The organism is Xenorhabdus sp. BG5, from assembly GCF_015163665.1.
Classification (GTDB): domain Bacteria; phylum Pseudomonadota; class Gammaproteobacteria; order Enterobacterales; family Enterobacteriaceae; genus Xenorhabdus.
On the sequence record NZ_JADEUG010000038.1, the window covers coordinates 1 to 23457 of the forward strand.

A 23457-nucleotide genomic window follows, 5' to 3' on the forward strand; every position below is an offset into this window, starting at 1 on the left:
CGTTACTTGATGGCAAACGGGTCTGGGCAGAAAAGAATCTGAACCAGATTTAACCTGACAGACACCTGTATAAATAACCGGTAGCTGTCAGATCAAGTCTAAGCCAATACAAATAAGAATACTGCCCAATCTTACAGCGGGCATTTGTATTGTGATGAATACTTCTGGATACCTGATTTTAAGCGGTTCAATGAAGTGTCTTCCGCAATGGCGACCCATGACCATTGGCGCACTACCTATTTCTCAACCCCCAGCGCCAAAACGCATCCGGCCTATCCGTTCTGGACAGGTGACGAATGGCGCGGTAACGATCCCAAACGTAAGAATGTGGTATTCCCCGCATTTAACGAATTGCGAGACGGTGGGCGTGATTGTCCTGATGGGCAATGGCGTTATGTCATTACGCTGCAAGATGCCATCAATAACGGCTTTAATCTTGCCAGCATTGATCGACTGCGCAACAAGTACAACAAAGATACTTTTAACATGTTGTTTATGTGCGAGTTTGTGGACAGTGGCGCGTCTGTCTTTACTTACAGTCAGGTCGATAAATGCGGCGTTGATATCAATCTCTGGGAAGATCACGACCCTGATGCGGCGCGTCCGTTTGGCGAGCGTGAAGTGTGGGGCGGTTTTGACCCTGCCCGCTCCGGTGATACCTCTACCTTTGTGATTGTTGCCCCGCCATTGATGGCAGGCGAAGCCTTTCGGGTGCTGGCGACGTTCTACTGGCAAGGCATGAACTGGAAGCACCAGGCGAAACTGATTGAAGAGCTGTTCAAACGCTATCGGTTTACCCATATCGGCATCGATACCACGGGGATTGGGCACGGTGTCTATGAGATGGTGCAGGACTTTGCGCCCCGCCAGACCCAGGCGATTCACTACAGCCAGCAAAGCAAAAACCAACTGGTCATGAAGATGATCGACGTGGTCAGTGAAGAACGTCTCGAATGGGACGGGGAACAAAAAGAAATTCTGGCCTCATTCCTGGCTATCCGCCATACGACCACAGGCAAAGGCGGCGCCATGACCTTTGTTGCCGACCGTTCGCAGGAAACCGGACACGCCGACGTATTTTGGGCAATCTCCCATGCCCTGATGAATGAACCGCTGAATTACGAGAAGAAACGCACCTCCAAATACCAATTTTCAAAGGCAGCATGATGAGCAAGAAAAAGTTAAGGAAAACCGCCAAAGCAGCACAGACCAACGACCGTCAACGGAAAATGAGCCTGATCACGCTGGGTAAGCCTGAGCCCATACTCACGACCCTGACGGACTACCAGAAAATCTGGTATGACAACGATTATGATCATTACACCCTGCCCATTGACCGTCTGGCACTGGCGCAGCTCACCAATATGAACGGGCAACACGGCGGCATTATCTACTCCCGCCACAATATGATTGCCTCGGATTACCTGGGTGGCGGGCTGAGCCACGAACAATTTAAATCCGCCGTGATTAATTTCCTGATTTTCGGGGATGTGGCGATCCTGAAAGTGCGTAACTTCTGGGGTGATATTGTGAGACTGGAGGTGCTGCCCTCCCTTTACCTGCGCCGCCGTAAAGACGGGGATTTTGTGGTATTGCAGGAAGGTGAGCCACTGGTTTACTCACCGGAAGACGTGATCTTCATTAAGCAATATGACCCACAGCAGCAGGTTTATGGCTTGCCGGATTATATCGGCGGCATCCATGCGGCCTTGCTCAACTCGGAAGCGACCATCTTTCGCCGTCGCTATTACCACAATGGCGCCCACACGGGCGGCATCATTTACACCAATGACCCCAATATCTCTGATGAAACCGAAGAAGAAATTATCAGGAAACTGCAACAAAGTAAGGGGATCGGCAACTTTGACACCCTGTTTGTGAATATTCCCAATGGCGATCCTGATGGCATCAAGTTTATTCCTGTTGGTGACATTTCCGCCAATGATGAATTTGCCAATGTCAAAAGTATCAGTTCACAAGATGTGCTGACCGCCCACCGATTCCCGGCTGGACTGGCGGGCATTATCCCGACCAATGCCGCCGGATTGGGTGATCCAGAAAAGGCGCGGGCGGCCTATCGCCTGGATGAAGTTATCCCCGTGCAAAATATGTTCATGAATGCGATAAATCACCCTGATGTGCCAGAAATATTACATATCCATTTTAAACAAGATAACGTCATTTCGGGTGAAGAATGAGCCAGAAAATGGTAAAATCGCGTCAATTCGAGACATTAGGAATGAGGAATATGCGCGTATTAAAAATAATCTGCCCTGAGTGCGGCGCTAAGGCCGTCATTCGCAAAACCAACCGGATGCACCGCGAAATTGCTGATGTGTATTGTTCATGCTCTGATGTGGAATGTGGCCATACGTTTGTGATGAACCTGACGTTCTCGCACACCATCAGCCCCAGTGCGAAAACGGGGGATATTTTGCTGCGAAATGTGATTAATAACCTCAGTTCGCAGCAACGCCAGATGGCGTTAGACCTGCTACAAGCCAATGCAGCCTGACTTAAGTTTTAAGGAGCCACTATCAGTGGCTTTCTATTTGAGCTTCCAGATCGCTTTTAACTTGCTTAATCAACTCGCCCAGCCAAAACAGGACAATCTGCCTGTCATTATCATTTAAATATTCCGAACCGCCCATTTTGCAAATTAATTCAATACGTTCTAAAAGAATGGAGGTGTTTAAAGCATCTAACATTTTAGCCCTACTATTTGAAATACTACACTCGAAATACTGTATATATAAACAGATGCCAATTAATATAATGGCTCCCTGAATTAATTGCATTAGGCAATATCTGATTGTGTGACTTAGCCGATATTTCTAGAATTTTTAGCTAAAAATTACTCATAAATTGTTTTTTGATTGCAAAAATGACTTTTAAATCAATATGTAATATTAGGTTTTCATTAGAGCAAAAAGGCTATTTTGGTGACGCCAGCGTACTGCTGGCGTTGAGGTGATCATAAAGCTATCTTTGCTGCAAGATTTACCGAAATCTCCTCGATTCTTTTACTAAGTTGTTGCAATGTTTTGATATCATTATCATCAACCTCCATTGTTATCACATCGCGGACTAAATGCGCTAACTGCGTGTAATATCGGAATGGTGTCAAAGACTCCTGACCAACATTTTCCCCTGTTTTGGCTATGCTCTTTTTATTCAGCGTGGTATGAACGGCTATCTGATGTGATCACGTATTTACCCAAATTGATTCTCATAGTTTCATCATTTCCCCAAGTTGATTAATTCGCGCCCGCAACCCAGCGCGGCGCGCCTCTTTTTGCCGTTCTGATTCCATAGGAATAAAGCTGCCATTCGTCCATAACTTAAATGGCTGCCCGTCGATGCTGATTTTTCCGCCCATGCTTAAGGACTGCGCCATAAATCGGCTAAAATCCATGCCGACCGAATCGGCATAATCGATAATTTTTTCAATCAGCCCCTCACTACTGCCATTGACCGTACCAGACACCCCCCGTACAGTTATTGACAGAACTCCTAGGCGGTGCGGGCGCACCGCTAACACCAACCTCCGCTATCGCTTCGGCTAACTTCGGCACAATCTTCCAGCTCTTGAGCCTAGTTAGAATAGGGGTATCCATTCCGACCAAAGGCGAGAAAACCCCTTTAATTCGGATCACATCCTCACCGTGTGCGTTCGTTTCCTGCTGCGTCTCATACCACAAGCGCGCAACCAAATCGTCACGGCGCACAAATGGGCCACCCTGCGCATTGATATAGTTCGCCCAGTCACCGTTATCCGCGGCATCATGCACAGCCGCAAATTCCACGCTTAAGCCCATTGCAACATCATGATCTGCCATGCGGCGTAGTTCACGGTAAACCGTCACCGGCGCACCGCCGACAAACTGAAATTGGCGGATACGCCAGCGTCCTGCCCATGTACTGGCCGCGATAGCCGCCTCTTTCATCGGGCGCTGGCTTTCATCATCCAGCTCACCGTCCATCGCGTAGCCATCAATGTTTTTAGAAATGTACTTCGCCACATAGCCGGTCGCTGAGCCTTTCTCTGGATCAATCTTCTCGGCATGAAAGCGGGCTTTCAGGGCTTTTGCCGTCTTCAATTCGTGGCGATCTTCCTGCAAGGCATATTCACGGATGATGTCGCGTACCTGTTCCGCTTGGTCTGGCTGCATAAAAAACAGCATATGCCAGTGCGGTGTGCCATCGTGATGGGGTTCAGCCACGCGAATGCCAAAGATACGTAAGTTGTTACGGTGGAGTTTGGATCGGATTTTTGCCCAAAGGCTGCTGAGATATTGCTGGGTATCGGCGGGACTGCTGCCGTTCCACTTACGGTTGCGGTGCCCGTGACGGGTCGTGGCGTGATATTTAGAAGGTGCGGTCAGCGTGTAGAATTCCGCCACATAGCCCAGTTCATTACAGATATTTTCAAATCCACGAATGCGCACCATCATTTCAGTACGACGGATCACCGGATTCGCCACGCTGCCATAATATTTATCAATCAGGCTGACGCGGTTCCCCTCTTCGTCTTCCAGTTCCATCGACTTGATAAAGTCTTTGGTGCGGCACTTCTGCTCTTTCCATTCGGAAATCGCGGTTTTGCTGGCGTAAGTGCTGGCCTTTTTACTGACACGATTGATAGCGATCTGCAAGTGCTCACGCCACTCTGCCGCCAGACGGCGCAGACGGCCTAACCACCATTTATCCAGGGTCATACGAGAAATGGCCGCGATAGCCTGCTTTTCATCAAAAAAGCGGCCTGTTAACTTATCCCAGCAAGGAGCGTCTTGACGATAGGCTTTGGTGATAGCGGCGGCGCGCATATAGAGAACATGTGCCCGTTTCAGATCACTCTCTTCTGGCAGAATGTCGTCTGCAACTGCTTGCAACTTCTGAGTAACAAACTCAGTAATATCATTTGCTAGCAGTTCGAGATCTTCCCGTGACATATCAGGAATACGGTTAAACCGCGCCATATACAGTGCGTTATCTGCCTCAACCTCCTGAATCTGGTAACGCTCGGTGACCAAATTAACTCTGGGTAAGATGCGATCAACGAATGTTTTAGATAAAAAAGCCTCGGCGCGTTGTGTCCCTTGCTCCTTTTCTAAAACACTCGCTTTGTACTGAACATCAAGACGAACGATAGACGGCTGCTTTCTTAATAGCTGCTGAACGCGGGCGCGTTCTTTAATCGCATTGGCAATCGTCCGATGTTCTTCCTCTTTCTGGTATTGCTCCGCATAGGTCAGGAACGGCCTAACTATCGGCTGAATGGGTTTATCCCACGGCGTAGAAACGCCAGCAGCCAGAGCTGCATTGTGTGGCATCTCTGGCTGAAATTTGCTGGATTGGCGGCGAGTTGTGGATTGTGTGCCGCTGATTTCAGGTACAGGGTTCACTCACAGATCCCGTACTGGAAAAACTCAGCAGGATTTATTTTTTCAAAACAAATAAAAAATGAACCCGGTGAATAAGATTTAAATTCCGTTATTTCGGTTAAGACATTCCTGCCCGTGTAAATACCATCGTCATCATCATTATTATTATTATTATTATTATTATTATTATTATTATTATTATTATTATTATCAAAGTCGTATTCACGAATAACCAAAATATCACCAATTTGATAATCAACGCGTTGCCAATCAAATCCAACGGTACGATTCGTTTCAATAGCGCTTTTAAAATCAATGATATCTTTTTCGATACTATGAACCCGGCTCATCTCACACCTCTCTATAATGTTTCTTAATTAATTCAAAATCAGCCTGACAATCAACACAGCGCGTACCCCCCATCACCTGAGCACGGCGCGTTTCGGGAATAGCTTCGCCGCAATCTTCACACTCAAACGCTGAAACACCGACCGGACGGTTAACGTGAGCGGCAATCTGGCGCTCCAGTGTTTTTTCGGTGTGCTGGCAAGCACGGTCAATCACATCAAACATAGTTCCATTCCTGCGCCTGGCGATTAATGCTTTCCGATTCGCTTTTCAGCAAGGCAGCACTTACCGAATATTCCATTTTGTTTTTCAAAACATGTGCGGACAACTTGTCCAAACGGGATGAAAACAAATCAGCATAATGTTTGCGCTCATCCTCCCGCACCTGCTTTATTAATTGCTCAATATCTTTATTTTCCATTCTTTATTTCCTGTTTTTAGATAAAAAGAATCCCTGACGTGTTGACGCCATTAAAATTAATTCGGTTATTGTTATTATTTAATTAGGCAGTGATAAATTTTCTGGTAATAATGGACACGCTGCCTTAATTTTATTGATGGCTTTAATTAAATCGCTTCGCTCATCAATGCTAAATTCGTTTAATTCCAGCAATGAATTAACCAAAAACCAATCATGCCCTTATCTTTGTCTATCGACTTCTTTTCAGACTTTTCTTCCAACCACCTGACACACGCTTCCTCAAACGTGATATCAGGATAATCCCCTAATTTATCGACTCTCCATAAGTCGGCTCTCAATTTGTCGTGCAGTTCCTGCGCTTGCCGCTTGTCCTCCGTGCCAAGAGACTGTTTAATTCTCTGGCCGCCCGGGATCGTGATGTCGGCGTACCAAGTCTTGTTTCTGCGGAATATTGACATTTGTTACTTTCCTTAGCGTCAACCGCGCTCACGGGTATAGTGTGGATCGGATTATTTAATGCGGCAATGCAATTTTGCCGAGTGATAAGATAGGGGGATTGTTTCTTTTCTGGATCTTTTCTTGCTGCTACTAATCGTCCCGTCCTGATCCAGTTTCTCAGTGTTGGAGGTGACACCCCAACAAATTGACATGCCTCATCAAATGATAAAGAGTATCTATCCATCCTTCATCTCCTTCTGAATCATCCGCACATAGTGCACCAGCACTGATTTAGCGCTGAATTTCATGTGGTTGAGTGGTTTAAATTGGGGTACGTATTTATCGAGAATTGCGGTGACTGCGGTATCATCGTATTTGGGTAGATGTTTGAGTTCGGACAGGTATTCCCTCGCTACTGTCCTCCTTGCGTTCTCGAATTCGCTAGTCATAGATATCCACTGATTTTTTTACATCCAGCGCCAGTCTGCCATTATTAACAATTTGGGCGGCAATAGCTGAAATCGATTTTGCTCGACGAAATTCTAGTTCCAGCTGCTCACCAGAGATGGTTTCGTCAGACAGTCGCTCAATTTGAGCAAACAAATGATTATTCAAGTCTTCCGGTTTGTTCTTCATGTTATTTTCTCAATTGTTCGTCACCGATATTAAATAAATATTCTTTATCGACTGTGGTTAATAATTTTCGTGGAGTAATAAACGGTCGCCAAATTAAAAACATTGAGCCTTTTGTATTACTCTTACCTTTGATATTTAAATCCGCTGGAATAAATGAAATCCTGCCACCCGTTATTAATCTGACCTCATCAACAGTTTCCATTGCTAATTTAAACCAGCCCACAGATGTATCAGAGGGGACTAACATCACAATAGGCTGTAATTGTTTCCGGCATTCGATAGCGGCTTTCTCAATCCACGGCGAGATTTTGGAATAGGGCGGATTACAGAATATAGCTCCGTGACTCACCCAATCACATTCCAGTGCATTATCTCGTTCCGTGAGATAATGTGCACACAGGGTATTCTGAGTATCGGCGGCTGCATCTAAATAAAATCTGAATTCTATATCGAGTGCCAGAAATAATGGGAGTGGAGTTTGCCAGAGGTCTTTAAATTCTTTAGGCGTGTTACTGCCTCCATAGTCTGCCATATCATCCCTTATTAATATCTATATTAAATGGCAATCCATCTACCTCCACTGGTTTAATATTCGCGAAATCACACTTAAAAAGTTTCCCATTAAATTCATTCATAATCATTAATGCTTGCTTTGCTTGAATTGCGATAATATTTTTAGGTAACACTAATTGATAAGTTACTCCATCAATTAAGACTAAAGTGGTCATTGCTTGGACTTGTTTCATAGATATATTCTCGTTATTTTCTGGGGTGACGGTAGAGGGGCAATAAATCATCATACAGACCCGGCGATAATTCGTAAGCATTGCGCCATCGTTCAGCTAAACATGAATCGTTCGTAAATTCAGCGTAACCTACATCATTTGCAAATACCCCCCACGCCACAGGCTCCATATTTTCATATTCAGCGAGACGTTTTAATGTTGTGATATATGAATTCAAATCCAATGCTATTTCATGATAGTCTGCTGATTTTAATTCCTTGGATGATTCTAATGTTTCATCACGGGAAATCATACGTTCCTGTATATCAGGGTGATTTTGTTGCTCCCTAAATTCTGACATGGTATGAGATTTCGGTAACTCTATTTCAATATTTTCCCGGCTTTATTTCCACCCAGCTTGAAACACCTCCCAGTAATTTTTGGCTGACATATTGAAATATGTTCCGTCTCCATCTTTCTCTAACGCATATGCATTTTCAAAATAACGGAACTTAGTTAATAGAAGTTTCTCAAACGCTGCTCTGCATAAATCTGAATTAGTCATTCCCATTTCTCCGTAATTATAATTTCTGGTAGCGATATAAAATATTTATCCCAAAATACATCACAACGTTCACCAGATTCATAACAAAGAATTTTGTAATCAGTTTCTGGTTTTATTTTTAATGACCCCTCACATATAGATTCGTATATTTCCTGTTGGACTAATTCATATGTGTCACCATCAATAGCAGAGCCATTCAATGGTCTGATATGAACTGAAAACTCACCGCCTTTTGGCTCACAATCCGATTCTGTCCAAACAGTGGCCTCTATAATTTGTTTGCTGCCATCAATTCTTGGCATTTTTATTTCAGAAATAGGAGTGCCATTCCATGTAATTCCAGCCTGCTCTTTTAGTGATTCGTTTTCTTTCTGAACCGCTTCATATAGTGATTTGTAATCTGTCATTATCTAAACCTCCTACATATATTCGCTGCCCGTTCGCACATATCAGTGTCGAACCAGCCGAAGTGGCATTCGTTGAAACTGATTTCCAGTTGATTTGCCAACCAATGATAGGCCTCCGTGCGCTCCAAATTACGACTCCTAACGACATCATCGAAATACCGATGAGCTAATGCTCTGGCTCTGCGTGTTGGTTTAATCTAGCCATATCAAACGTACTCTTTCCCCAGAGATGTGGAACTGCGTCAGGTGTACCGAAACTGATATCAAGACAGTAATATGCAGTGCCGTTTTTCAGCGGCTCCCTCACTGGTTTAGGAACGTCGATATTCCCGATTTTGATAGTTTTAGGTTTTAGTCGGTACATCAAATGAGGATCAAAAGTGATGCACCTCTCACAATCTATCCATATAACATTATCGACACAGTCAAATGCACCATATTGAAAATACCGCCACGGTTCATTATCTATTTGGGCGAATTGTGCGTATTGTGCCATTAAATCGGCGTGAATGTGTTTAGGCATTATTATTCTCCAATTTCTCAAATTCCCTAACTGTTACCGTAACGTCCTCTTCTTTGATGAGATTCAAAAAATATGCATCGCCTACCCAGTCTATTTCTTCTGGATTACCGTGCTTACCTCCTCCATACCAATATGTCCAGCCAACCCATAAACCATTCGGAGTCTGGCTGGCTACTGATTTTGTTTCATAGTGCCGACTAATTGGAGGCGTTATATTTGTTTCTATATCGCCCTCTCTAACTTCACTCATTAAATCCCAAATAATATCTCCATCTTTTAATTCATCGAATATATCATCAATTTCTTCCACGCTTGAAACTGATAAGCTTTTACCGTAATGCTTTTGTAAAACGATATGCTTTATAGCTTGTTGTGGCGTTGTATATATTGATTTAGTCATTTATTTACCCTCCTGTTATTCATCGTCATCACAATCGCAATTGAGAATTCGCTGATTTAATTGAGCTATTTCTGACGCAATTTCAGCTCCCCCTTGTAAGCTGCTTCTGATTTGGTCTGCTAATGATTTAGCAAATACAGCAAAATATAGAGATGGTGAGCCTTGCAAGTCACCTTTAGTCTTTATATTTACTTCGTCATTTTCATCTGATGTTAATTTTATTGTTAGTGTAAATTCTGCCATTATTGTTTCCTATATTCAGGTAATAAAAAGCCCCGCATTGGCGAGGCTGGTGTTTAACTGAGTTTATTATTTAAAAGCTAACTATTTCCATAGTGGCTAATGCAAAAAAAATAACAGGAAATAAACACACTGATGCCATTAACACACATATGATTTTAATTATCCAGTTCTTAGATGTGCATGCCACATAGGTAGATACTAATCCGATGGGAATAGTGATCCAACCGTATAAAAGGAACATAAACACGTACCATGCGAATCCTTCAACATGTACCATACTCACTCCTGAATCTTATTATAATGTTTCGAAATATATAGTAATCCTGTCACTCACCACAGCCCACTCGGAAATGAGCTGGAGTTAGTTAATGACTATTTATCAATTAATTATTTAACAAGATGCAAACTAGGACGTTGTTGTTTTTTCGTAGCAGTGATTTCGCCATTACCGTCTATAGCAGTCATAAAGAAATTATGATCAAAGGTAAACGCCCGCATTTCGTCGAGTGGCAAGTGTAATTGGTTAAGAATATCTTGTCGCTTAACCCCACTATTACGTAATGAAGTAAAAACCTTATCTAGGATCATGGACTTTTCCCGATTCTCCATTCCTTCCGGTTCAGCAGTTCTAAATCCTCGTCTGCTAAGTTCTATACATAATTGACGGTGATGCCATTCTGTAGAAAGCCCTACATCAAGAGTGCGTCTAACAAGCGCAGCGAGGGAAACCTTCCAATGTTTTTTTAACTGAATTAAGTGATTTAATGATGGCATTCTTGGTACGGTTGCCAGAATACTACGTTCAGGCATTAAAAATGCGGAAGCAAATTGGTCTGCCTCAATCTCAGCTTGTCGTCCGTTATTGCTTGAATGTTTATGAAGTACTAAATGTCCTAACTCATGCGCGGCATCAAATCGGCTACGCTCTGGCGTTTTCATTGTGTTGAGCAAGATGAAAGGCTTTTCATCCATCCAGAAAGAAAAAGCGTCAACTTCAAGGCAATTTTCCGCCAATGAAAAAACTTTAACCCCGTTAGCTTCGAGCAAATGAACGATATTCGAAATAGATAACTCACCGATCCCCCAATGTTCTCTCACTACTCGTGCTGCATCTTCTGGGGAGCAGCTACTATCAAAACTACAGTCAGGGATATTAGGTGCAGGAAGTTTAAAACTGGACTCTATCCATGAAGACAATTCCTGAACTAGTTTACCTGCACTTATGGCGGCATTACGTTTTTGGGCACTGAGTTTTGTCATCGCCCGAAAACTTACCGATTCATTTTCTAAAGTAAGATTCTCTTCAGAGCTAAAAAATGCCAAAGGATATCCAAGAACAGCCGCAATCTTTGTGATGCCATCACTAGTAAGATCGAACATACCGGATTGCTCATAATTTGATATCGTTCTGCTTGTTAAGCCTGCTTGCTCAGCAAGGGCTTTCTGTGTCAGCCCTCTGCGCTCTCTTGCAAGACGTAAACGCTCTGAATTAAACATGATTCATATTAACCTGTTTTTAAAATATCAATCTCAATTTCAGGTGTGAATTGAGGCTCGCCACCCTGTTTAGTGACAGGATCTGTTGATGTTGTATTCAGAATTAATCGGGTAGAAAACCCATTAATTTCATTCTTTCGGTTATAGGTAATAGGCTTAGAAAATTCCGCTCTCATTCCCCATTGATACTCATCTATCCGGTAGACATAATGAAGAAGACACCAGATGTCTAACCCGAGTGAATTGGTGAGTATTTTATCATTATTACTGAACGAAAAATCCAGTGCCATTTGTTGGTCTGGATATACAAAAGGGTATTGTATAGGATTGTCTTTGTAGGTAAGTCCCATAAATTCACGTGTAAACTTACCTTTTTTTGCACGAGACTCAGGATAGGCATCCGTCAATCCGGTTTGGTTATTCCCACTACAGATATAAACAGCTATTTGATCATTAACGGCTAGCTCAACATTTCTCACTGAAAGTCGTTTAAAGCCCTTTACCGAAAGAACGTCTCTAGCCGCTCGTACCGCTTCATGATAGAAGAAAGTTCCACCTGCTGTTACAGCATTATTTCCGGTCACGGATAGTTGCTGTGATAACGCCTTAAAGAGAATTTGATTTAAATCTTCCTGAGCTAATCCCAGATCTGCTAAATGGGCATCTATTATATTGGGTTCGGTATGGACAATCGTTCTTGCTAAATTATTTGCAGAGTGCATAGGTTATCCTTATATCATTTTCTATTTTTTATACCTCATTTGAGGTCAAAAAACAAGAAAGTCACTATGCAATCACCAACTCTATTTAGCTAAACCCTCGCAGTAACCCCGCCCGACGCCAGTCTACGGCGGGTTTTGGTTGAATACAGGGCTACGTCACTCATGCAGCAAGAGCCGCTGTTATTATCGGAACTCACATGCTTCTTGAGTCCCACAATCAGACGCGCGTAAATATCATTTTCGTCAACGCTTCTGACGACTGAGTCTATAACTTGTTCCACTGAGCGGGGTTGAACTTTTGACTCCAGTTCCTGACTTTTCTTTGCCAAGAATTCAGCACGGCGCTCAAAACGACGAGCGGTATAAGCTGTTTGAGCCTTTACTTTAACCGGGGTTTTCTTATCGCCACTTTTCTTAAGAGAAAGTATAGAGCGATCTGTATTAGCCATATTCGCCTCCATAAGTAAGTTTTGGTGGTGTAGTCATCACCTTATTTTCACTACACCCCAAAACCTACTCAGTGGGGTTGATTCAAGAATGCCTGAATCGTCCGTTGCCCTGTGCTAGCGGCGCTGTTAAAGAGCGGGCACTGCTATATCTGATACTGCCTAACTTGGTATATTGCTGACTATCGAATCATCTACATCTTCTTACGCCTGTAGCGGCTACTTCGTGGGCGTCCTGCCTGTTCGATGTAAATAGTTAAACATAAAACTTAATGTGTAGTCAACTTTAAGTTTAAATTATTTTAAGTTTAATGCTTAATGTTTTGGTGTGAGCATAAAAAACCAGCACCAGGCTGGTTTGAGTACATGGTCAGGAAGGCAATCTCTGCTAAGAAGTTAGCTCTTGAGATTGTATTAAGAGTTCCTTTTTAGTTCAGTTGGTCGTTCTAGCTTAACGATTAGAACGTTATTTGTATTAATTATTTGTTTTAATTCTATTTTTGATCTTAGGGGAGGGGAGTTCTGCTTCAGTGGCTGATATAATTTATCAATGACTTACTGTCATGACGAAAGCATAAAGTCTAACTAATAATCACGTGTTGTTACAATGAGTTAATAATTAAAATATAGAACATTTATGCTTTCTTTTGCCTTCTTTTATGTAATAATTCTTCTAGTAAACCATCGTAATGCCGTTTTTTCTCTTCAAGATTTTTTAGTAGCAAATCAGCTTCCCTATCGGGCAACTCATTGAAAAGCTCTAATAAAATCCTTTCTCTATTAGTTAATTCTGGTCTTGGCAAAATTGCATCATTAATATTTGCATTCTCGTCGCTTTCTCCTAGTATCCAGGCAACAGAAACCCCAAGTGAATCAGCAAGTTTCATTGCTGATTCCTTTCCTATGCTTCCCCTTGTATACCAACCATTGACTGATTGTGGTGTAACACCACAAATTTTAGCCATATCAGATTTAGATATACCACGGGTTTTTATTAGCTGATCTAACCGCACTGAGAGTGGGTTGATATTCATATGTTGTTTTTTCATCCGTATATTTTAAACAAAAAGTTTAATATTTGAAATAAACTAAAAATTGACTTTAAATTAAGTTTTATATTTAAATTCTCATTATTAAATTATGAGGAGATAAACATGACAGCTTTAACCAAGGCCATTCACCTTGCTGGTTCGGCAACTAATCTTGCAAGAGGGTTGGGGGTATCCAACATGACAGTGAGTCAATGGAAAAACCGTTATAGAGGCATTGTTCCTGCCGAACGAGTTATCCCGATTTACAAATTAACAGGGGTTACACCTCATGAATTGCGCCCAGATATATACCCAAATCTCAAAGATGGGTTATCTGATTCCTCTGAACCAAGTGGCGCAGATATTAACCGTAAGTTTTGAATAAATATCAATTTTAAATTATTTCGCTCTTTAACATTATGAACCGCTCTAGGCTTTCTTGGAGCAACCCACATCATCTATCTCAGGATAGTTGATATTCCCGTTTGCTTATTAAACAAACATTAATTTAACTTTAGGAACTATATCAGATGGAAATCGCAAAAACTGTCAAAAATACACGTGTTACGTGTAGCGCCCAATATCTAGAGAGTTATTTTCTCAAGTCAGCTTTGGATTTTGGAAACAATGATCTGGCGCGTGAAATGGGAATTCACCCATCTACATTGAGTCGGGATAAAAACCGGATAGCGAAATTAGCTAGTTTGATGGTTGTGAAATTGGGATTGCCTGAATGGGCGTTTGAGATTGGCGTTTCTGACTGTGAATCTAAACCCGTTGTAGTTATTGAGGGTGAGCACGCAGAACGGCTGATTCAGGCCCTGGAAGGGAAAGGTAAGATTAAAAGAAAAACCTCGGTTGCAGCAACAGCCGAGGCTTCTGAAATGCAACTTGAGATGTCGATTTAACGACACGAGGTATGCAAGCACCTCAAAACAACATTTCACAGAGGTAATTATACATGAAAACACAATTTAATCACAGCGCTGTGCATAAAAATAACATGCGTGACAGGTTGGCGCGTTCCGTTACTGAGGATGGAGCAAAAAAACTGCGCGAGGCACTGGAGGATGCGAAGTTGCGTCTGGAGCATCACGAGCTGACCGGAGGGTCGCAGCATGGGTAACGTTGCAAGAATGGCTGATTACCGGCCTCGCCCTGAGGTTGTGGAGAGGAAAGTGGCTGATGTTGAAGATGGATACACACGGATAGCCAATGAATTACTGGAGTCTATAGCGAGTTCAGATCTTACGGCTAGGCAGTTAAAAGTCATGCTGGCAATTATCAGAAAGACATACGGTTTCGGTAAAAAATCTGATCGTATTGCTGATTCTCAAGTAGCAAAAATCACAGGCTTATCCAGACAGAATGTGAACAAGGCGAAAAACGAATTAATTTCAATGCGTTTTTTGATTATTGATGATAACAAAATAGGGGTAAACAAAGTCACAACAGAGTGGATTAATCAATCTAGAGACACTGTCTCTAATTTGAAGACAAAAAATGTCTCTAACTTAGAGACAGATGATGTCTCCAATGTAGAGACACACAAAAGAAACACTGTAAAGAAAAAAGAAAAGAACCCCCTTACCCCCACGGGGGGTGATGATGAAGTGGTTAAACCTAAAAAGCGAAAACCATCTTCCCAAATCAACTACGACGAATATCTCAATGCCTACAACGAAGAGGTTGGTGAGAGATTGCCACACGCTGTAGAAGCCAATACCAAGCGTCAACGAGCGCTAAAGAAATTAATACCCAAGTTGCGAACTCCAAACGTTGACGGATTCAGGTCATATGTTCGGGCATTCATCGGCATGGCTAGGCCGTTTTACTTTGGTGAGAATGATCGCGGTTGGACGGCAAACATTGATTATTTGCTGCGTGAAGACACTCTGACAGGCGTTCGTGAAGGGAAATTTGTAGGAAAAGATTATGAATGATTACATCGAAAACTGTTATGAATTTGAATCCAGCGTAATCGGTGGGCTGTTAATCAGCGGGTTGACACAGGATGCAAGCGATGTACTGGCAACGCTGGAACCAGAGGCTTTTGGTTCGGGATTTTATCGTGAAACATTTAAGACCATTATCTCACTCGCCAAGACAAGAGGCATGATTGATTCTCTGATGGTGGCTGATGTGATGGGGGAGGAACATTTCACTAGCGTCATGCTGGCTGCTAAAAACTGTCCCAGCGCCGCCAACCTCAAAGGCTACGCCAACATGGTTGCCGCTAACCATGAACGCCGCAAAATGATTGAATTAATGGATCAAGCCAGAGAACGAATTCTTACCGGAACAATCGAAAGTGCAGTGGAATCTATGGACTGGTTTATATCTCAGGCTACGGAAGTTCGCAGACCGCGAGATGAAATCCGACCGCTGCATGTTTCTGAACTATTGGGCGACTACACGGAAGTTCTGGAGAAACGGCTCAAAAACGGTGAGCAATCTGACACGTTGAAGACCGGCATTGATGAGCTGGACGAAATTACAGGTGGTATAAACCCTGTTGATTTAGTGATCGTTGCCGCCCGCCCTGGCATGGGTAAAACAGAGTTCGCATTGAAAGTGGCGGAAGGCGTCGCCAGTCAGACTATTGCCGGAACTGACCAGAAGCGCGGCGTATTGGTTTTCTCAATGGAAATGGATTCCCAGCAGATTATCGAACGCCAGTTGGCGGGAACCTCCAATCTATCTGTTTCAGTATTACGAAATCCCGCACGGTTGGATGATGAGGGCTGGAATTGGGTTACTGTTGGTCTGGGGAAATTGCAACAGTTGGATATTTGGGTTGTCGATGCCAGCAAATTGACTGTTGAACAGATTATGTCGATTGCCAGACGTCACAAGAAGGCTCACCCAGCGCTATCCCTGATCATGGTTGATTATCTGGGGCTAATTGATAAACCCAAAGCAGAACGTAATGATTTGGCTATCGCGCACATCTCATCCAGTCTGAAACGTTTAGCGAAAGATCTCAAGACGCCTGTTATGTCATTGAGTCAACTCTCTCGTGATGTTGAGAAACGCCCCAACAAACGCCCAACAAACGCCCAACAAACGCTGACTTACGAGATTCCGGTAGTGTTGAGCAAGATGCGGACAGTATCATCATGTTGTACCGTGATGCAGTGTACAATGAGAATTCCCCCGCAGCGCCATACGCTGAAATTATCGTAACGAAAAACAGGTTCGGGCAGCTCGGCACGGTTTACCAGCGATTCCGCAATGGTCACTTTATGCCGACCGATCAGGAAGAGGCCGCCAGAGTTTGCCAGAACGACAATAAACCGCACAAACGCTTTGCTAAAGGAGCAAATGTATGAATTTGAGGCATATCTCAGAAGCTATTGAAGAAAGGCAAAAAATCATGGAAGAGTTGAATTCTATTTTACGAATCACGGATAAACATTTTATTTTCCACTTTAACGGAATGGATCAATATGAGATTCCAGTTTCTGATTGCAATACACCAGAAAAACTACTCTCGTGGGTATTTCATTTGACAGAAAAAAGATGGATGAGTGTAGATTTGCTTCGCCATTTCATCCGCGCTGCAAGTCATAAATCAAAAATTTCTATAATTTAATGGCTCCTGCGGGGGAGTCCCACCGTAAGGACTTTTGAGATGAAAACAAAAAATACCGCAATGGAATTGGTTTTCTACGAAAAGAGCAATGATGAGAAAGTTAAAAAATATTCGTTGCACCATTGGAACGAAAAGACGCATCTAGAGCAAACTCTCACCGCCACAAAGAAAATGCCGCATAGAGGCTGGGAAATCGATATCGCAATGGATGAATTCCCACGTATCGATGATGAGCTGACCGCATTACTGAAATATGGTGATTGGCTAGAGCGATTAGGTATTGCTATTCGTCGTGAGGCTAAGAAAGCAATTAAGAAGGGCGTTAAATGAAAATCAAAACGAGCGAACTTTCGGGGCGGGCGTTGGACTGGGCTGTGGCTAGGGCTGCTGGCATGGAACCAGAGGGCAAATAACGATGGCAAGAACAGCGATTGAACGAGCTAATAATGCTGCGAAACACAATTACTCATGGTCGGAATCATGCCGGGTTCACATCTGTGCTAAATGTGGAACCGCTGAACATCGTTCAGGTTGGTATTGGTGGGCTGGTTACAAATCAAAATTAGAGCCGCCATGTGCATACAATCCACAAATTGATAGCGCAGAAATGCGGAACTGGTGTGCAGAAAATGCAACTCATGAGGGGTTATAACGGAGGCTAGATGGATAATTTCTGCCTGCATGAATCAACCAAAAAATTATTTTACGACAACCTGAAACAACTACTCGCCACTCACCAAAAACTCAGTATCTCAGTCAAACCCTACAGAAAAAAACGCTCACTATCCCAGAATGCCCTATCACATAAATGGTACGGGGAGATTAGCGCATATTTGGTTAAATCAGGTCGCGATTACTGTACGCCAGAATGGGTTAAGCGGAATCTCAAGAAAACCTACTTGGGTTACGCTGAGGTGGAATACGTTGATTTTGTTACTGGTGAGATTGAAACACATCAAGAATTACGCCACACGTCAGATTTAGATACTGGCGATATGTATTACTACATGAGCCAAATTGAGGCGTGGTGTTTTCTTGCTGGTATTGAGTTAACCACACCCCATGACAGCGAGTACATGAAGCTCAAACAGGAGGCAGGATGAATGTTAAAAATATTTCTCAGCATCCCAATGAGTTAATTGGTGAGCTTTATGAAGAAAATAACCGATTACGCAAGCAATTATTGATAACCAGACAAAGTTTAATCAGTGCTAACTCACGTTTAGATGCAGCTCAACGTGAATTGAGTTTGCGTAATTTTGATATCAGTTGCATACCACCAATTCCTGTATCACCACAGATTAGGCAATGGATGGACGAATATGGCGTGCCGTGGGAAGCGCTGTATTGCCAAATCTGCCGCAGTTGGTTTTCTGATTTAGATAGTGCATTTCCATACTTTCTTGAGGGATGCAAGTGTAAATGCGATGAGGAGCAAGAGCGGTGAAACAGCAAACCTACCGTAGTAAAAAATGGCTGGCAGCCGTTGGTCAGATTGAATGCTGTGTTAGGTGTGGGAAATATGGCATTCAGGTGGCGCACCGTAACGAGGGAAAGGGTATGGGATTAAAGGTGGATGATAGCCTGACTGCTGCCCTGTGTCCTGAATGTCACCATGCTATCGATAATGGGCTGGATATGAGCAGAGACGAGCGCAGGCAGGAGATGGACAGGTCGATTGTGTTGACCATCAAGGAATTGACCAGAAGGAGATTAGTTGGCGCGCTATGAAAACCTACAATTTAAAATTGCCGTGGCCTCCCTCCGTTAATCACTACTGGCGGCATACACAACGAGGGCATTACATCTCCAAGCAAGGTGAAAATTACAGAGAAGCCATCATAAGACTCATTGAGCAGCAAAATTTAAATATCAACACCCTCTCCCGCATCAAAATTACCATCACGGTACATCCCCCGGACAGACGAAAAAGAGACATCGATAACCTGCCAAAAGCAGTATTCGATTCGCTGACGCATGCCCGTTTCTGGGCGGATGATGAGCAGATTGATGATATGCACATTATGCGGGGTGAGCGGGTTGCAGGCGGTTGTTTAGATGTCCAAATATGGGAACTGGAAGACAACGCATCACGATAAGAAACAGGCAGTATTACGGGAGAGTAAGATGGGTAGTATCGGAGAAAAACAGCTCACTAAAGAGCAACATGACTGGATTGATGGCTGGCTAAATCTATGGGGCGCATGGGTCTACAGCGGCAGAATTGATAAACGCCAGATAAACATGATTTACAAGTTCATGGTTAGCGTAGAACCCCGTAAAAACCCAGACAGGCCAATATGCAATGATGATGACGGAATGCTAATTTCTCAGGTAGTCGATTCTGTCATGTTCATTGATCGGAAAGCCTACGGCATTTTACTCAGTTATTACGCGCATGGTGCGTCGAAATTATCCATATCCTCTTACTATCACCGGGTTGCAGATTCCCGCAAGATGATGACGCGTTCTGGCGGGCGACTGAAAAAACCGTCCCTCAGAACCTGTCGTCGTGAGGTAGATGAAATTTTAAACGCAAGCGTCTATCTGTTATATCAACCGCTGAAAAATGCGTTCAACTCCCGCAAACCTGTCGCCAAAATTAAAAACATTGCGTAGAACATGTTGACATTAATGGGCAAATGGACAATAATTTTTGCTAAGGTTGCCGTCAGTGTTTCTTAAGCGTTTAACCAGAACAATTATCCCGCACTTGCGGTTTTTTTTACGCCTAAATAAACACAAGACTTGCTGTTGCACTTGGTCAGAGTTACATGTGTATTCATACACAAAAACTGACCAAGGGTTCAAAATTATCATGCTAAAACATGAAGATATGACAACAATAGCCGCCTGTGTTTTAGAAACCATTCCCCAGGATATTTGGGTGACGGTTTCTGATGTTTACAAATTAACAGGACTCGCCGAACCCCGTTGCCAATTATTATTAACTCAATTTTCTCTGGCTGGTTTGATGGAAAGCCGGGACGACGACACCTTTTTCAAGCGTTATCCCTGATAAGGAAACTCCTTAAAAGATAAAAAAGAAGAAGCACTGGCGGATTGAATCAGGCCAGTGCTTCTTTTCGTGTTTTTTCGGGAAGCAAGTCAGATCCGATATGGAAAATATTGTGACTCTTAGTGACCTCACATTAATTAACGACGACTCTCTGAAATTTATCAAAACCCTGCCAGATAACTGCATTGACCTGATCGCCACTGACCCGCCGTACTTTCGCGTGAAAGACTGTAGCTGGGATAATCAGTGGTCAGATGCCACGGCCTACTTTGCGTGGCTGGATGAATTGCTGGCCGAGTTCTGGCGGGTACTGAAACCCAACGGCAGTTTGTATATGTTTTGTGGTTCACGTCTGGCTTCTGATACCGAACTGCTGGTGCGGGAACGGTTTAACGTGTTGAATCATATCATTTGGGCTAAACCGTCTGGCCCGTGGCGCAGACAGAACAAAGAAAGCCTGCGGATGTATTTTCCGGCAACCGAGCGGATCATCTTTGCCGAACATTACCAGGGACCCTATCACCCCAAAGGTGATGGCTATTTCAAACAATGCCGGGAACTCAAACAGTCGGTATTTAAACCGCTCATCGATTATTTCCGTGATACCCGGAAAGCATTAGGTGTTACGGCGAAAGAAATTCACGCAGCAACGGGCAAGCAGATGGCCAGTCACTGGTTCAATGACAGCCAATGGCAGTTACCCAATGAAACTGACTACCAAAAGTTACAAGCGTTATTTGATCGTATCGCCAAAGAAAAGCACCAGCGTGGCGAACTAAACACGCCTTATTCTGAGCTGGTGGAATCTCATTTAACTCTGTCATGTCAGTATGACGAGTTGCGGCAAGAATACGGCCTGTTGCGCCGTTCGTTCACTGTCACCACCGCAGTGCCTTATACCGATGTCTGGCAGTTTGCGCCGGTACAATATTATCCGGGCAAACATCCATGCGAAAAACCAGCTGACCTGATGGCACATATTATCCAGTCCAGCAGCCGTGAAGGGGATCTGGTCGCCGATTTCTTTATGGGTTCCGGAGCAACACTAAAAGCGGCGTTGAAACTCAATCGCCGTGTATTGGGTGTGGAACTGGAAGAAGCGCGGTTTAAGCAGACTGAGCAAGAGATAAACGACCAGTTGTAAACTCTAAGTTGACAACTCAACTACCGAAGATTTTCAGGTAGTTCAAAATCCCGCAATAGTCCGGGATGTTTAGAGGAATGTTTTATGCAGCAAATAGAGAAAATAGCAGAAGAGGTCGTTTCTAGGCTTTTTGCAAATGGTAAAACTCCAATGGAACACTTTGGTATCAACTGGGAACAAGCTGAGCGTCTAGAACGCGATATACCTCAAATCGTTATGGGGTATGATCCAAATGAAGATTGTTTACACCGCAATCACTCACAGAACCTCAGTATTTCTTATTGCGGCTGGCATCCCTTACTACACAATGAGTAGGGCGAACAGTATCGCCCTACTGACTTAATCTGGCTGAAGCTCATGACGCGCCGCTTCAGCAATAAAATGGCTGCGATCCCGGTATCGCATCGGATTTTGTTTTACTCTGGTATCGATTCGCTTTATGAGAGTGTCAGGTAACGCAACATTGATACGTTGCTGTTTTCCCTCAAACTCAGATAAATCAATATCAATCACAAACCAGCTATCAAAATCCGCATATTCAGGATTGGCTGCATAAACCAGATGCCCTGCATCTTGGAGTTGATCAACAGTGAAATTCCCGCTGCAAATCATTTCCTCAATGGTGAGTAAAATGGCTTCACGCACCATCGCAGGAATATCTTTTTGATTATCAGCAGCAGAGAAACAGTCATAGTCATGAGTAGAAAACGCCGGAACAACCATCCCGTATGCGGTATTTTCATCTTTGGGTATTTCAACACCGACTGAGAAAAACATAGTTACCTCCAGAAGAGAGCGGGGATTAGATCCCCGCTGATTTTTTAATGGATTTAACAGTACCTAGTAGTAAATCTTTTTTCGGATGCGGAACAGGAAAAGTTTTTCCTGTTATCGGAGACCACCACATTTGGTGGCTTGTTCCTTTATGCCGCTTCAATTCACACCCTGCTGCTATTAATTCCTTTATCAGGTCAGTTGATTTCATGTTTCCTCCTAACCTGAAAATAAATATACACACATATACACACAAATCAACATTTATTAATCAATAGGGGCGAACCTATTTCACCCCACGGACGCCCATTATCTCAATGGGGTGGAATATGAAGATGAAAGAAAATCCTGATTTATGGGCTGACTTACTCAACGGCCTAAAAAACTCGTGGCCGCAAATATCTGGCTCTGTTTTGGCGATAGCGATTTGTTACGGCCGACTGATTTACGACGGTGTGGAACGAAAGAACCGCTGGGTAGAGGCGCTGCTCTGTGGGGCCTTGTCATGGAGTGTATCCAGTGGCCTGGAAATGTTCGGCATTCCTATCAATTTTGCACCGGCCATCGGCGGTGCTGTTGGCTTTATTGGCGTTGAGAAATCCGCGAGTTTGCTGTTCGCGCCATTAACAAACGGTTGGGGGATAAACAGTGACCAGAGGCATTGATAACCATAATCCGGGCAATATTGACTATAACCCCGTGAATAAATGGCTGGGACAATTGCCGCATGATAAAAATATTGAACCACGTTTTTGTCGTTTCAAGTCGGCTGAATATGGCATTCGGGCACTGTTCAAGTTGCTGAGGAACTACCAGAGCAACCCAAAATTACAATTGCATTCGGTTAGGCAAATCATCAATCGTTATGCCCCGCCCATTGAGAATAATACGGAACGTTATATTCAGTTCGTGGCTGAAAAGATTGGCGTTTCGGTTGATGCGACAATATCCACTCAGGATAAAAACGTTTTGTTTGCGCTGGCCGAGGGAATCATCCAGATGGAGAACGGCAAACAGCCTTATTCCGATGATATTTTCGAACGGGCGTTTGAGATGCTATGAGGAATTGAGCAATGAACATGATTCAGATTCTGGTTCCACCAATTTATTTTGTTGGTGTTATTGTGGCATTTATTATT

41 protein-coding genes and 4 pseudogenes are annotated in these 23457 nt (G+C 43.4%); 20 read left to right on the forward strand and 25 right to left on the reverse strand.

Translation table 11 applies throughout. The features are described from left to right. Positions 1-105: 105 nt before the first annotated feature. The 3 genes and pseudogenes from IQ209_RS15440 to IQ209_RS15450 all read left to right on the forward strand — a co-directional run. Positions 106-1167: pseudogene (locus IQ209_RS15440) on the forward strand (terminase large subunit domain-containing protein); the annotation flags it as partial. Beyond that, a complete protein-coding gene (locus tag IQ209_RS15445; RefSeq protein WP_193852128.1) occupies positions 1167-2198 on the forward strand; it encodes a phage portal protein in 1032 nt (343 codons plus the stop codon). The pseudogene IQ209_RS15440 and the gene IQ209_RS15445, both read left to right, overlap by 1 nt. Then, entirely contained in the window at positions 2195-2515 is a 321-nt protein-coding gene (locus IQ209_RS15450; RefSeq protein ID WP_193852129.1) for an ogr/Delta-like zinc finger family protein, read from the forward strand. Before IQ209_RS15445 ends, IQ209_RS15450 begins: the two co-directional genes overlap by 4 nt. A gap of 22 nt (positions 2516-2537) precedes the next feature. On the opposite strand, the gene IQ209_RS15455 is transcribed toward IQ209_RS15450, so the two are convergent. From IQ209_RS15455 to IQ209_RS15560, 23 genes and pseudogenes are all read right to left on the reverse strand, one after another. Next, entirely contained in the window at positions 2538-2708 is a 171-nt protein-coding gene (locus IQ209_RS15455) for a hypothetical protein (RefSeq protein WP_193852130.1), read from the reverse strand. 521 nt (positions 2709-3229) lie between these two features. Next, the gene (locus IQ209_RS15460; protein ID WP_193852131.1) at positions 3230-3487 is read right to left on the reverse strand and encodes a hypothetical protein; all 258 of its coding nucleotides are present in this window, start codon (positions 3485-3487) and stop codon (positions 3230-3232) included. Beyond that, a complete protein-coding gene (locus IQ209_RS15465) occupies positions 3462-5333 on the reverse strand; it encodes a replication endonuclease (RefSeq protein ID WP_193852170.1) in 1872 nt (623 codons plus the stop codon). Before IQ209_RS15465 ends, IQ209_RS15460 begins: the two co-directional genes overlap by 26 nt. A gap of 68 nt (positions 5334-5401) precedes the next feature. Further along, a complete protein-coding gene (locus tag IQ209_RS15470; RefSeq protein ID WP_193852132.1) occupies positions 5402-5734 on the reverse strand; it encodes a hypothetical protein in 333 nt (110 codons plus the stop codon). A gap of 1 nt (position 5735) precedes the next feature. After that, positions 5736-5957, reverse strand: a complete 222-nt coding sequence (locus IQ209_RS15475) for a TraR/DksA family transcriptional regulator (RefSeq protein WP_193852133.1) — start codon at positions 5955-5957, stop codon at positions 5736-5738. After that, positions 5950-6153, reverse strand: coding sequence for a DUF2732 family protein (locus IQ209_RS15480; protein WP_193852134.1), 204 nt, complete (start codon positions 6151-6153; stop codon positions 5950-5952). The genes IQ209_RS15475 and IQ209_RS15480 overlap by 8 nt, the downstream gene beginning before the upstream one ends. Before the next feature lie 78 nt (positions 6154-6231). Further along, entirely contained in the window at positions 6232-6357 is a 126-nt protein-coding gene (locus IQ209_RS15485; RefSeq protein ID WP_193852135.1) for a DUF5347 family protein, read from the reverse strand. Continuing rightward, positions 6345-6605 (reverse strand): annotated as a pseudogene (locus IQ209_RS18795) (integrase); the annotation flags it as partial. The gene IQ209_RS15485 and the pseudogene IQ209_RS18795, both read right to left, overlap by 13 nt. Beyond that, positions 6488-6835 (reverse strand): helix-turn-helix domain-containing protein, encoded by a 348-nt coding sequence (locus IQ209_RS15490; RefSeq protein WP_193852136.1) that lies wholly within the window; start codon positions 6833-6835, stop codon positions 6488-6490. The pseudogene IQ209_RS18795 and the gene IQ209_RS15490, both read right to left, overlap by 118 nt. A gap of 197 nt (positions 6836-7032) precedes the next feature. Beyond that, complete coding sequence (locus IQ209_RS15495; RefSeq protein ID WP_193852137.1) at positions 7033-7227, reverse strand: hypothetical protein; 195 nt, start codon at positions 7225-7227, stop codon at positions 7033-7035. A 1-nt stretch (position 7228) separates the two neighbouring features. Then, positions 7229-7759 (reverse strand): phage N-6-adenine-methyltransferase, encoded by a 531-nt coding sequence (locus IQ209_RS15500; RefSeq protein ID WP_193852138.1) that lies wholly within the window; start codon positions 7757-7759, stop codon positions 7229-7231. 1 nt (position 7760) lies between these two features. After that, a complete protein-coding gene (locus IQ209_RS15505; protein WP_228005916.1) occupies positions 7761-7973 on the reverse strand; it encodes a hypothetical protein in 213 nt (70 codons plus the stop codon). Positions 7974-7986: 13 nt separating this feature from the next. Next, positions 7987-8313 carry a hypothetical protein gene (locus IQ209_RS15510; protein WP_193852176.1) on the reverse strand — a complete coding sequence of 109 codons (327 nt, stop codon included), beginning with the start codon at positions 8311-8313 and terminating at the stop codon, positions 7987-7989. 42 nt (positions 8314-8355) lie between these two features. Further along, positions 8356-8517: a hypothetical protein gene (locus IQ209_RS15515; protein WP_193852139.1), complete on the reverse strand. Its 162-nt coding sequence runs from the start codon at positions 8515-8517 to the stop codon at positions 8356-8358. Continuing rightward, entirely contained in the window at positions 8514-8924 is a 411-nt protein-coding gene (locus IQ209_RS15520; protein WP_193852140.1) for a hypothetical protein, read from the reverse strand. The genes IQ209_RS15515 and IQ209_RS15520 overlap by 4 nt, the downstream gene beginning before the upstream one ends. Then, a complete protein-coding gene (locus tag IQ209_RS18800) occupies positions 8924-9121 on the reverse strand; it encodes a zinc-finger-containing protein (RefSeq protein ID WP_193852172.1) in 198 nt (65 codons plus the stop codon). Before IQ209_RS18800 ends, IQ209_RS15520 begins: the two co-directional genes overlap by 1 nt. Then, positions 9091-9447 (reverse strand): hypothetical protein, encoded by a 357-nt coding sequence (locus IQ209_RS15530; protein WP_193852141.1) that lies wholly within the window; start codon positions 9445-9447, stop codon positions 9091-9093. Before IQ209_RS15530 ends, IQ209_RS18800 begins: the two co-directional genes overlap by 31 nt. Next, positions 9440-9847 carry a hypothetical protein gene (locus IQ209_RS15535; RefSeq protein WP_193852142.1) on the reverse strand — a complete coding sequence of 136 codons (408 nt, stop codon included), beginning with the start codon at positions 9845-9847 and terminating at the stop codon, positions 9440-9442. The genes IQ209_RS15530 and IQ209_RS15535 overlap by 8 nt, the downstream gene beginning before the upstream one ends. A gap of 15 nt (positions 9848-9862) precedes the next feature. After that, positions 9863-10090: a hypothetical protein gene (locus IQ209_RS15540; protein WP_193852143.1), complete on the reverse strand. Its 228-nt coding sequence runs from the start codon at positions 10088-10090 to the stop codon at positions 9863-9865. 387 nt (positions 10091-10477) lie between these two features. Further along, positions 10478-11587, reverse strand: coding sequence for an ImmA/IrrE family metallo-endopeptidase (locus IQ209_RS15545; RefSeq protein WP_193852144.1), 1110 nt, complete (start codon positions 11585-11587; stop codon positions 10478-10480). Positions 11588-11595: 8 nt separating this feature from the next. Beyond that, complete coding sequence (locus IQ209_RS15550; protein ID WP_193852145.1) at positions 11596-12309, reverse strand: hypothetical protein; 714 nt, start codon at positions 12307-12309, stop codon at positions 11596-11598. Between the two features lie 89 nt (positions 12310-12398). Beyond that, on the reverse strand, positions 12399-12758 hold the full coding sequence (locus tag IQ209_RS15555) for a hypothetical protein (RefSeq protein WP_193852146.1): 360 nt from the start codon (positions 12756-12758) through the stop codon (positions 12399-12401). A gap of 632 nt (positions 12759-13390) precedes the next feature. Further along, the gene (locus IQ209_RS15560) at positions 13391-13804 is read right to left on the reverse strand and encodes a helix-turn-helix domain-containing protein (protein ID WP_193852147.1); all 414 of its coding nucleotides are present in this window, start codon (positions 13802-13804) and stop codon (positions 13391-13393) included. Positions 13805-13909: 105 nt separating this feature from the next. On the opposite strand from IQ209_RS15560, the gene IQ209_RS15565 reads away from it, so the two are divergent. From IQ209_RS15565 to IQ209_RS15640, 15 genes and pseudogenes are all read left to right on the forward strand, one after another. Next, positions 13910-14167, forward strand: coding sequence for a YdaS family helix-turn-helix protein (locus tag IQ209_RS15565; RefSeq protein ID WP_193852148.1), 258 nt, complete (start codon positions 13910-13912; stop codon positions 14165-14167). 149 nt (positions 14168-14316) lie between these two features. Further along, positions 14317-14694 (forward strand): hypothetical protein, encoded by a 378-nt coding sequence (locus IQ209_RS15570; protein ID WP_193852149.1) that lies wholly within the window; start codon positions 14317-14319, stop codon positions 14692-14694. Between the two features lie 53 nt (positions 14695-14747). After that, positions 14748-14912, forward strand: a complete 165-nt coding sequence (locus IQ209_RS15575) for a hypothetical protein (RefSeq protein WP_193852150.1) — start codon at positions 14748-14750, stop codon at positions 14910-14912. Beyond that, entirely contained in the window at positions 14905-15729 is an 825-nt protein-coding gene (locus tag IQ209_RS15580) for a replication protein (protein WP_193852151.1), read from the forward strand. Before IQ209_RS15575 ends, IQ209_RS15580 begins: the two co-directional genes overlap by 8 nt. Beyond that, a pseudogene (locus tag IQ209_RS15585) lies at positions 15722-17118 on the forward strand (replicative DNA helicase). Before IQ209_RS15580 ends, IQ209_RS15585 begins: the two are co-directional and overlap by 8 nt. Then, complete coding sequence (locus IQ209_RS15590) at positions 17115-17381, forward strand: hypothetical protein (RefSeq protein WP_193852152.1); 267 nt, start codon at positions 17115-17117, stop codon at positions 17379-17381. The pseudogene IQ209_RS15585 and the gene IQ209_RS15590 overlap by 4 nt, the downstream one beginning before the upstream one ends. 39 nt (positions 17382-17420) lie before the next feature. Next, complete coding sequence (locus IQ209_RS15595) at positions 17421-17711, forward strand: hypothetical protein (protein ID WP_193852153.1); 291 nt, start codon at positions 17421-17423, stop codon at positions 17709-17711. A gap of 332 nt (positions 17712-18043) precedes the next feature. Beyond that, positions 18044-18484, forward strand: a complete 441-nt coding sequence (locus tag IQ209_RS15605; RefSeq protein ID WP_193852154.1) for a hypothetical protein — start codon at positions 18044-18046, stop codon at positions 18482-18484. Further along, positions 18481-18828 carry a hypothetical protein gene (locus IQ209_RS15610; protein WP_193852155.1) on the forward strand — a complete coding sequence of 116 codons (348 nt, stop codon included), beginning with the start codon at positions 18481-18483 and terminating at the stop codon, positions 18826-18828. Before IQ209_RS15605 ends, IQ209_RS15610 begins: the two co-directional genes overlap by 4 nt. Then, positions 18825-19112, forward strand: a complete 288-nt coding sequence (locus IQ209_RS15615; protein WP_193852156.1) for a hypothetical protein — start codon at positions 18825-18827, stop codon at positions 19110-19112. The genes IQ209_RS15610 and IQ209_RS15615 overlap by 4 nt, the downstream gene beginning before the upstream one ends. After that, complete coding sequence (locus tag IQ209_RS15620; protein ID WP_193852157.1) at positions 19109-19480, forward strand: RusA family crossover junction endodeoxyribonuclease; 372 nt, start codon at positions 19109-19111, stop codon at positions 19478-19480. The genes IQ209_RS15615 and IQ209_RS15620 overlap by 4 nt, the downstream gene beginning before the upstream one ends. A gap of 28 nt (positions 19481-19508) precedes the next feature. Continuing rightward, positions 19509-20000: an antiterminator Q family protein gene (locus IQ209_RS15625; protein WP_193852158.1), complete on the forward strand. Its 492-nt coding sequence runs from the start codon at positions 19509-19511 to the stop codon at positions 19998-20000. A 199-nt stretch (positions 20001-20199) separates the two neighbouring features. Next, positions 20200-20400, forward strand: coding sequence for a hypothetical protein (locus IQ209_RS15630; RefSeq protein ID WP_193852159.1), 201 nt, complete (start codon positions 20200-20202; stop codon positions 20398-20400). Positions 20401-20500: 100 nt separating this feature from the next. After that, positions 20501-21544 carry a site-specific DNA-methyltransferase gene (locus tag IQ209_RS15635; RefSeq protein WP_193852160.1) on the forward strand — a complete coding sequence of 348 codons (1044 nt, stop codon included), beginning with the start codon at positions 20501-20503 and terminating at the stop codon, positions 21542-21544. Positions 21545-21628: 84 nt separating this feature from the next. Then, complete coding sequence (locus IQ209_RS15640; protein ID WP_193852161.1) at positions 21629-21859, forward strand: hypothetical protein; 231 nt, start codon at positions 21629-21631, stop codon at positions 21857-21859. Positions 21860-21883: 24 nt separating this feature from the next. Here the strand turns inward: IQ209_RS15640 and IQ209_RS15645 are convergent, their stop codons facing one another. Together IQ209_RS15645 and IQ209_RS15650 are read right to left on the reverse strand one after the other, a co-directional pair. Then, positions 21884-22321 carry a type II toxin-antitoxin system HicB family antitoxin gene (locus IQ209_RS15645; protein WP_193852162.1) on the reverse strand — a complete coding sequence of 146 codons (438 nt, stop codon included), beginning with the start codon at positions 22319-22321 and terminating at the stop codon, positions 21884-21886. A 25-nt stretch (positions 22322-22346) separates the two neighbouring features. After that, complete coding sequence (locus IQ209_RS15650; RefSeq protein WP_193852163.1) at positions 22347-22529, reverse strand: type II toxin-antitoxin system HicA family toxin; 183 nt, start codon at positions 22527-22529, stop codon at positions 22347-22349. A gap of 124 nt (positions 22530-22653) precedes the next feature. Here IQ209_RS15650 and IQ209_RS15655 point away from each other — a divergent pair. Then, positions 22654-22970: pseudogene (locus IQ209_RS15655) on the forward strand (phage holin, lambda family). Next, positions 22967-23380, forward strand: a complete 414-nt coding sequence (locus IQ209_RS15660; protein WP_193852164.1) for a structural protein — start codon at positions 22967-22969, stop codon at positions 23378-23380. The pseudogene IQ209_RS15655 and the gene IQ209_RS15660 overlap by 4 nt, the downstream one beginning before the upstream one ends. Positions 23381-23457: the final 77 nt, after the last annotated feature.

Bases quoted from the DNA above. Each gene is read 5' to 3' on its own strand.
- IQ209_RS15445 (WP_193852128.1), top strand. From the start codon at position 1,167: ATGAGCAAGAAAAAGTTAAGGAAAACCGCCAAAGCAGCACAGACCAAC.
- IQ209_RS15450 (WP_193852129.1), top strand. From the start codon at position 2,195: ATGAGCCAGAAAATGGTAAAATCGCGTCAATTCGAGACATTAGGAATG.
- IQ209_RS15455 (WP_193852130.1), bottom strand. From the start codon at position 2,708: ATGTTAGATGCTTTAAACACCTCCATTCTTTTAGAACGTATTGAATTA.
- IQ209_RS15465 (WP_193852170.1), bottom strand. From the start codon at position 5,333: ATGCCACACAATGCAGCTCTGGCTGCTGGCGTTTCTACGCCGTGGGAT.
- IQ209_RS15470 (WP_193852132.1), bottom strand. From the start codon at position 5,734: ATGAGCCGGGTTCATAGTATCGAAAAAGATATCATTGATTTTAAAAGC.
- IQ209_RS15475 (WP_193852133.1), bottom strand. From the start codon at position 5,957: ATGTTTGATGTGATTGACCGTGCTTGCCAGCACACCGAAAAAACACTG.
- IQ209_RS15480 (WP_193852134.1), bottom strand. From the start codon at position 6,153: ATGGAAAATAAAGATATTGAGCAATTAATAAAGCAGGTGCGGGAGGAT.
- IQ209_RS15490 (WP_193852136.1), bottom strand. From the start codon at position 6,835: ATGGATAGATACTCTTTATCATTTGATGAGGCATGTCAATTTGTTGGG.
- IQ209_RS15495 (WP_193852137.1), bottom strand. From the start codon at position 7,227: ATGAAGAACAAACCGGAAGACTTGAATAATCATTTGTTTGCTCAAATT.
- IQ209_RS15500 (WP_193852138.1), bottom strand. From the start codon at position 7,759: ATGGCAGACTATGGAGGCAGTAACACGCCTAAAGAATTTAAAGACCTC.
- IQ209_RS15505 (WP_228005916.1), bottom strand. From the start codon at position 7,973: ATGAAACAAGTCCAAGCAATGACCACTTTAGTCTTAATTGATGGAGTA.
- IQ209_RS15510 (WP_193852176.1), bottom strand. From the start codon at position 8,313: ATGTCAGAATTTAGGGAGCAACAAAATCACCCTGATATACAGGAACGT.
- IQ209_RS15515 (WP_193852139.1), bottom strand. From the start codon at position 8,517: ATGACTAATTCAGATTTATGCAGAGCAGCGTTTGAGAAACTTCTATTA.
- IQ209_RS15520 (WP_193852140.1), bottom strand. From the start codon at position 8,924: ATGACAGATTACAAATCACTATATGAAGCGGTTCAGAAAGAAAACGAA.
- IQ209_RS15530 (WP_193852141.1), bottom strand. From the start codon at position 9,447: ATGCCTAAACACATTCACGCCGATTTAATGGCACAATACGCACAATTC.
- IQ209_RS15535 (WP_193852142.1), bottom strand. From the start codon at position 9,847: ATGACTAAATCAATATATACAACGCCACAACAAGCTATAAAGCATATC.
- IQ209_RS15540 (WP_193852143.1), bottom strand. From the start codon at position 10,090: ATGGCAGAATTTACACTAACAATAAAATTAACATCAGATGAAAATGAC.
- IQ209_RS15545 (WP_193852144.1), bottom strand. From the start codon at position 11,587: ATGTTTAATTCAGAGCGTTTACGTCTTGCAAGAGAGCGCAGAGGGCTG.
- IQ209_RS15550 (WP_193852145.1), bottom strand. From the start codon at position 12,309: ATGCACTCTGCAAATAATTTAGCAAGAACGATTGTCCATACCGAACCC.
- IQ209_RS15555 (WP_193852146.1), bottom strand. From the start codon at position 12,758: ATGGCTAATACAGATCGCTCTATACTTTCTCTTAAGAAAAGTGGCGAT.
- IQ209_RS15560 (WP_193852147.1), bottom strand. From the start codon at position 13,804: ATGAAAAAACAACATATGAATATCAACCCACTCTCAGTGCGGTTAGAT.
- IQ209_RS15565 (WP_193852148.1), top strand. From the start codon at position 13,910: ATGACAGCTTTAACCAAGGCCATTCACCTTGCTGGTTCGGCAACTAAT.
- IQ209_RS15570 (WP_193852149.1), top strand. From the start codon at position 14,317: ATGGAAATCGCAAAAACTGTCAAAAATACACGTGTTACGTGTAGCGCC.
- IQ209_RS15575 (WP_193852150.1), top strand. From the start codon at position 14,748: ATGAAAACACAATTTAATCACAGCGCTGTGCATAAAAATAACATGCGT.
- IQ209_RS15580 (WP_193852151.1), top strand. From the start codon at position 14,905: ATGGGTAACGTTGCAAGAATGGCTGATTACCGGCCTCGCCCTGAGGTT.
- IQ209_RS15590 (WP_193852152.1), top strand. From the start codon at position 17,115: ATGAATTTGAGGCATATCTCAGAAGCTATTGAAGAAAGGCAAAAAATC.
- IQ209_RS15595 (WP_193852153.1), top strand. From the start codon at position 17,421: ATGAAAACAAAAAATACCGCAATGGAATTGGTTTTCTACGAAAAGAGC.
- IQ209_RS15605 (WP_193852154.1), top strand. From the start codon at position 18,044: ATGGATAATTTCTGCCTGCATGAATCAACCAAAAAATTATTTTACGAC.
- IQ209_RS15610 (WP_193852155.1), top strand. From the start codon at position 18,481: ATGAATGTTAAAAATATTTCTCAGCATCCCAATGAGTTAATTGGTGAG.
- IQ209_RS15620 (WP_193852157.1), top strand. From the start codon at position 19,109: ATGAAAACCTACAATTTAAAATTGCCGTGGCCTCCCTCCGTTAATCAC.
- IQ209_RS15625 (WP_193852158.1), top strand. From the start codon at position 19,509: ATGGGTAGTATCGGAGAAAAACAGCTCACTAAAGAGCAACATGACTGG.
- IQ209_RS15630 (WP_193852159.1), top strand. From the start codon at position 20,200: ATGCTAAAACATGAAGATATGACAACAATAGCCGCCTGTGTTTTAGAA.
- IQ209_RS15635 (WP_193852160.1), top strand. From the start codon at position 20,501: ATGGAAAATATTGTGACTCTTAGTGACCTCACATTAATTAACGACGAC.
- IQ209_RS15640 (WP_193852161.1), top strand. From the start codon at position 21,629: ATGCAGCAAATAGAGAAAATAGCAGAAGAGGTCGTTTCTAGGCTTTTT.
- IQ209_RS15645 (WP_193852162.1), bottom strand. From the start codon at position 22,321: ATGTTTTTCTCAGTCGGTGTTGAAATACCCAAAGATGAAAATACCGCA.
- IQ209_RS15650 (WP_193852163.1), bottom strand. From the start codon at position 22,529: ATGAAATCAACTGACCTGATAAAGGAATTAATAGCAGCAGGGTGTGAA.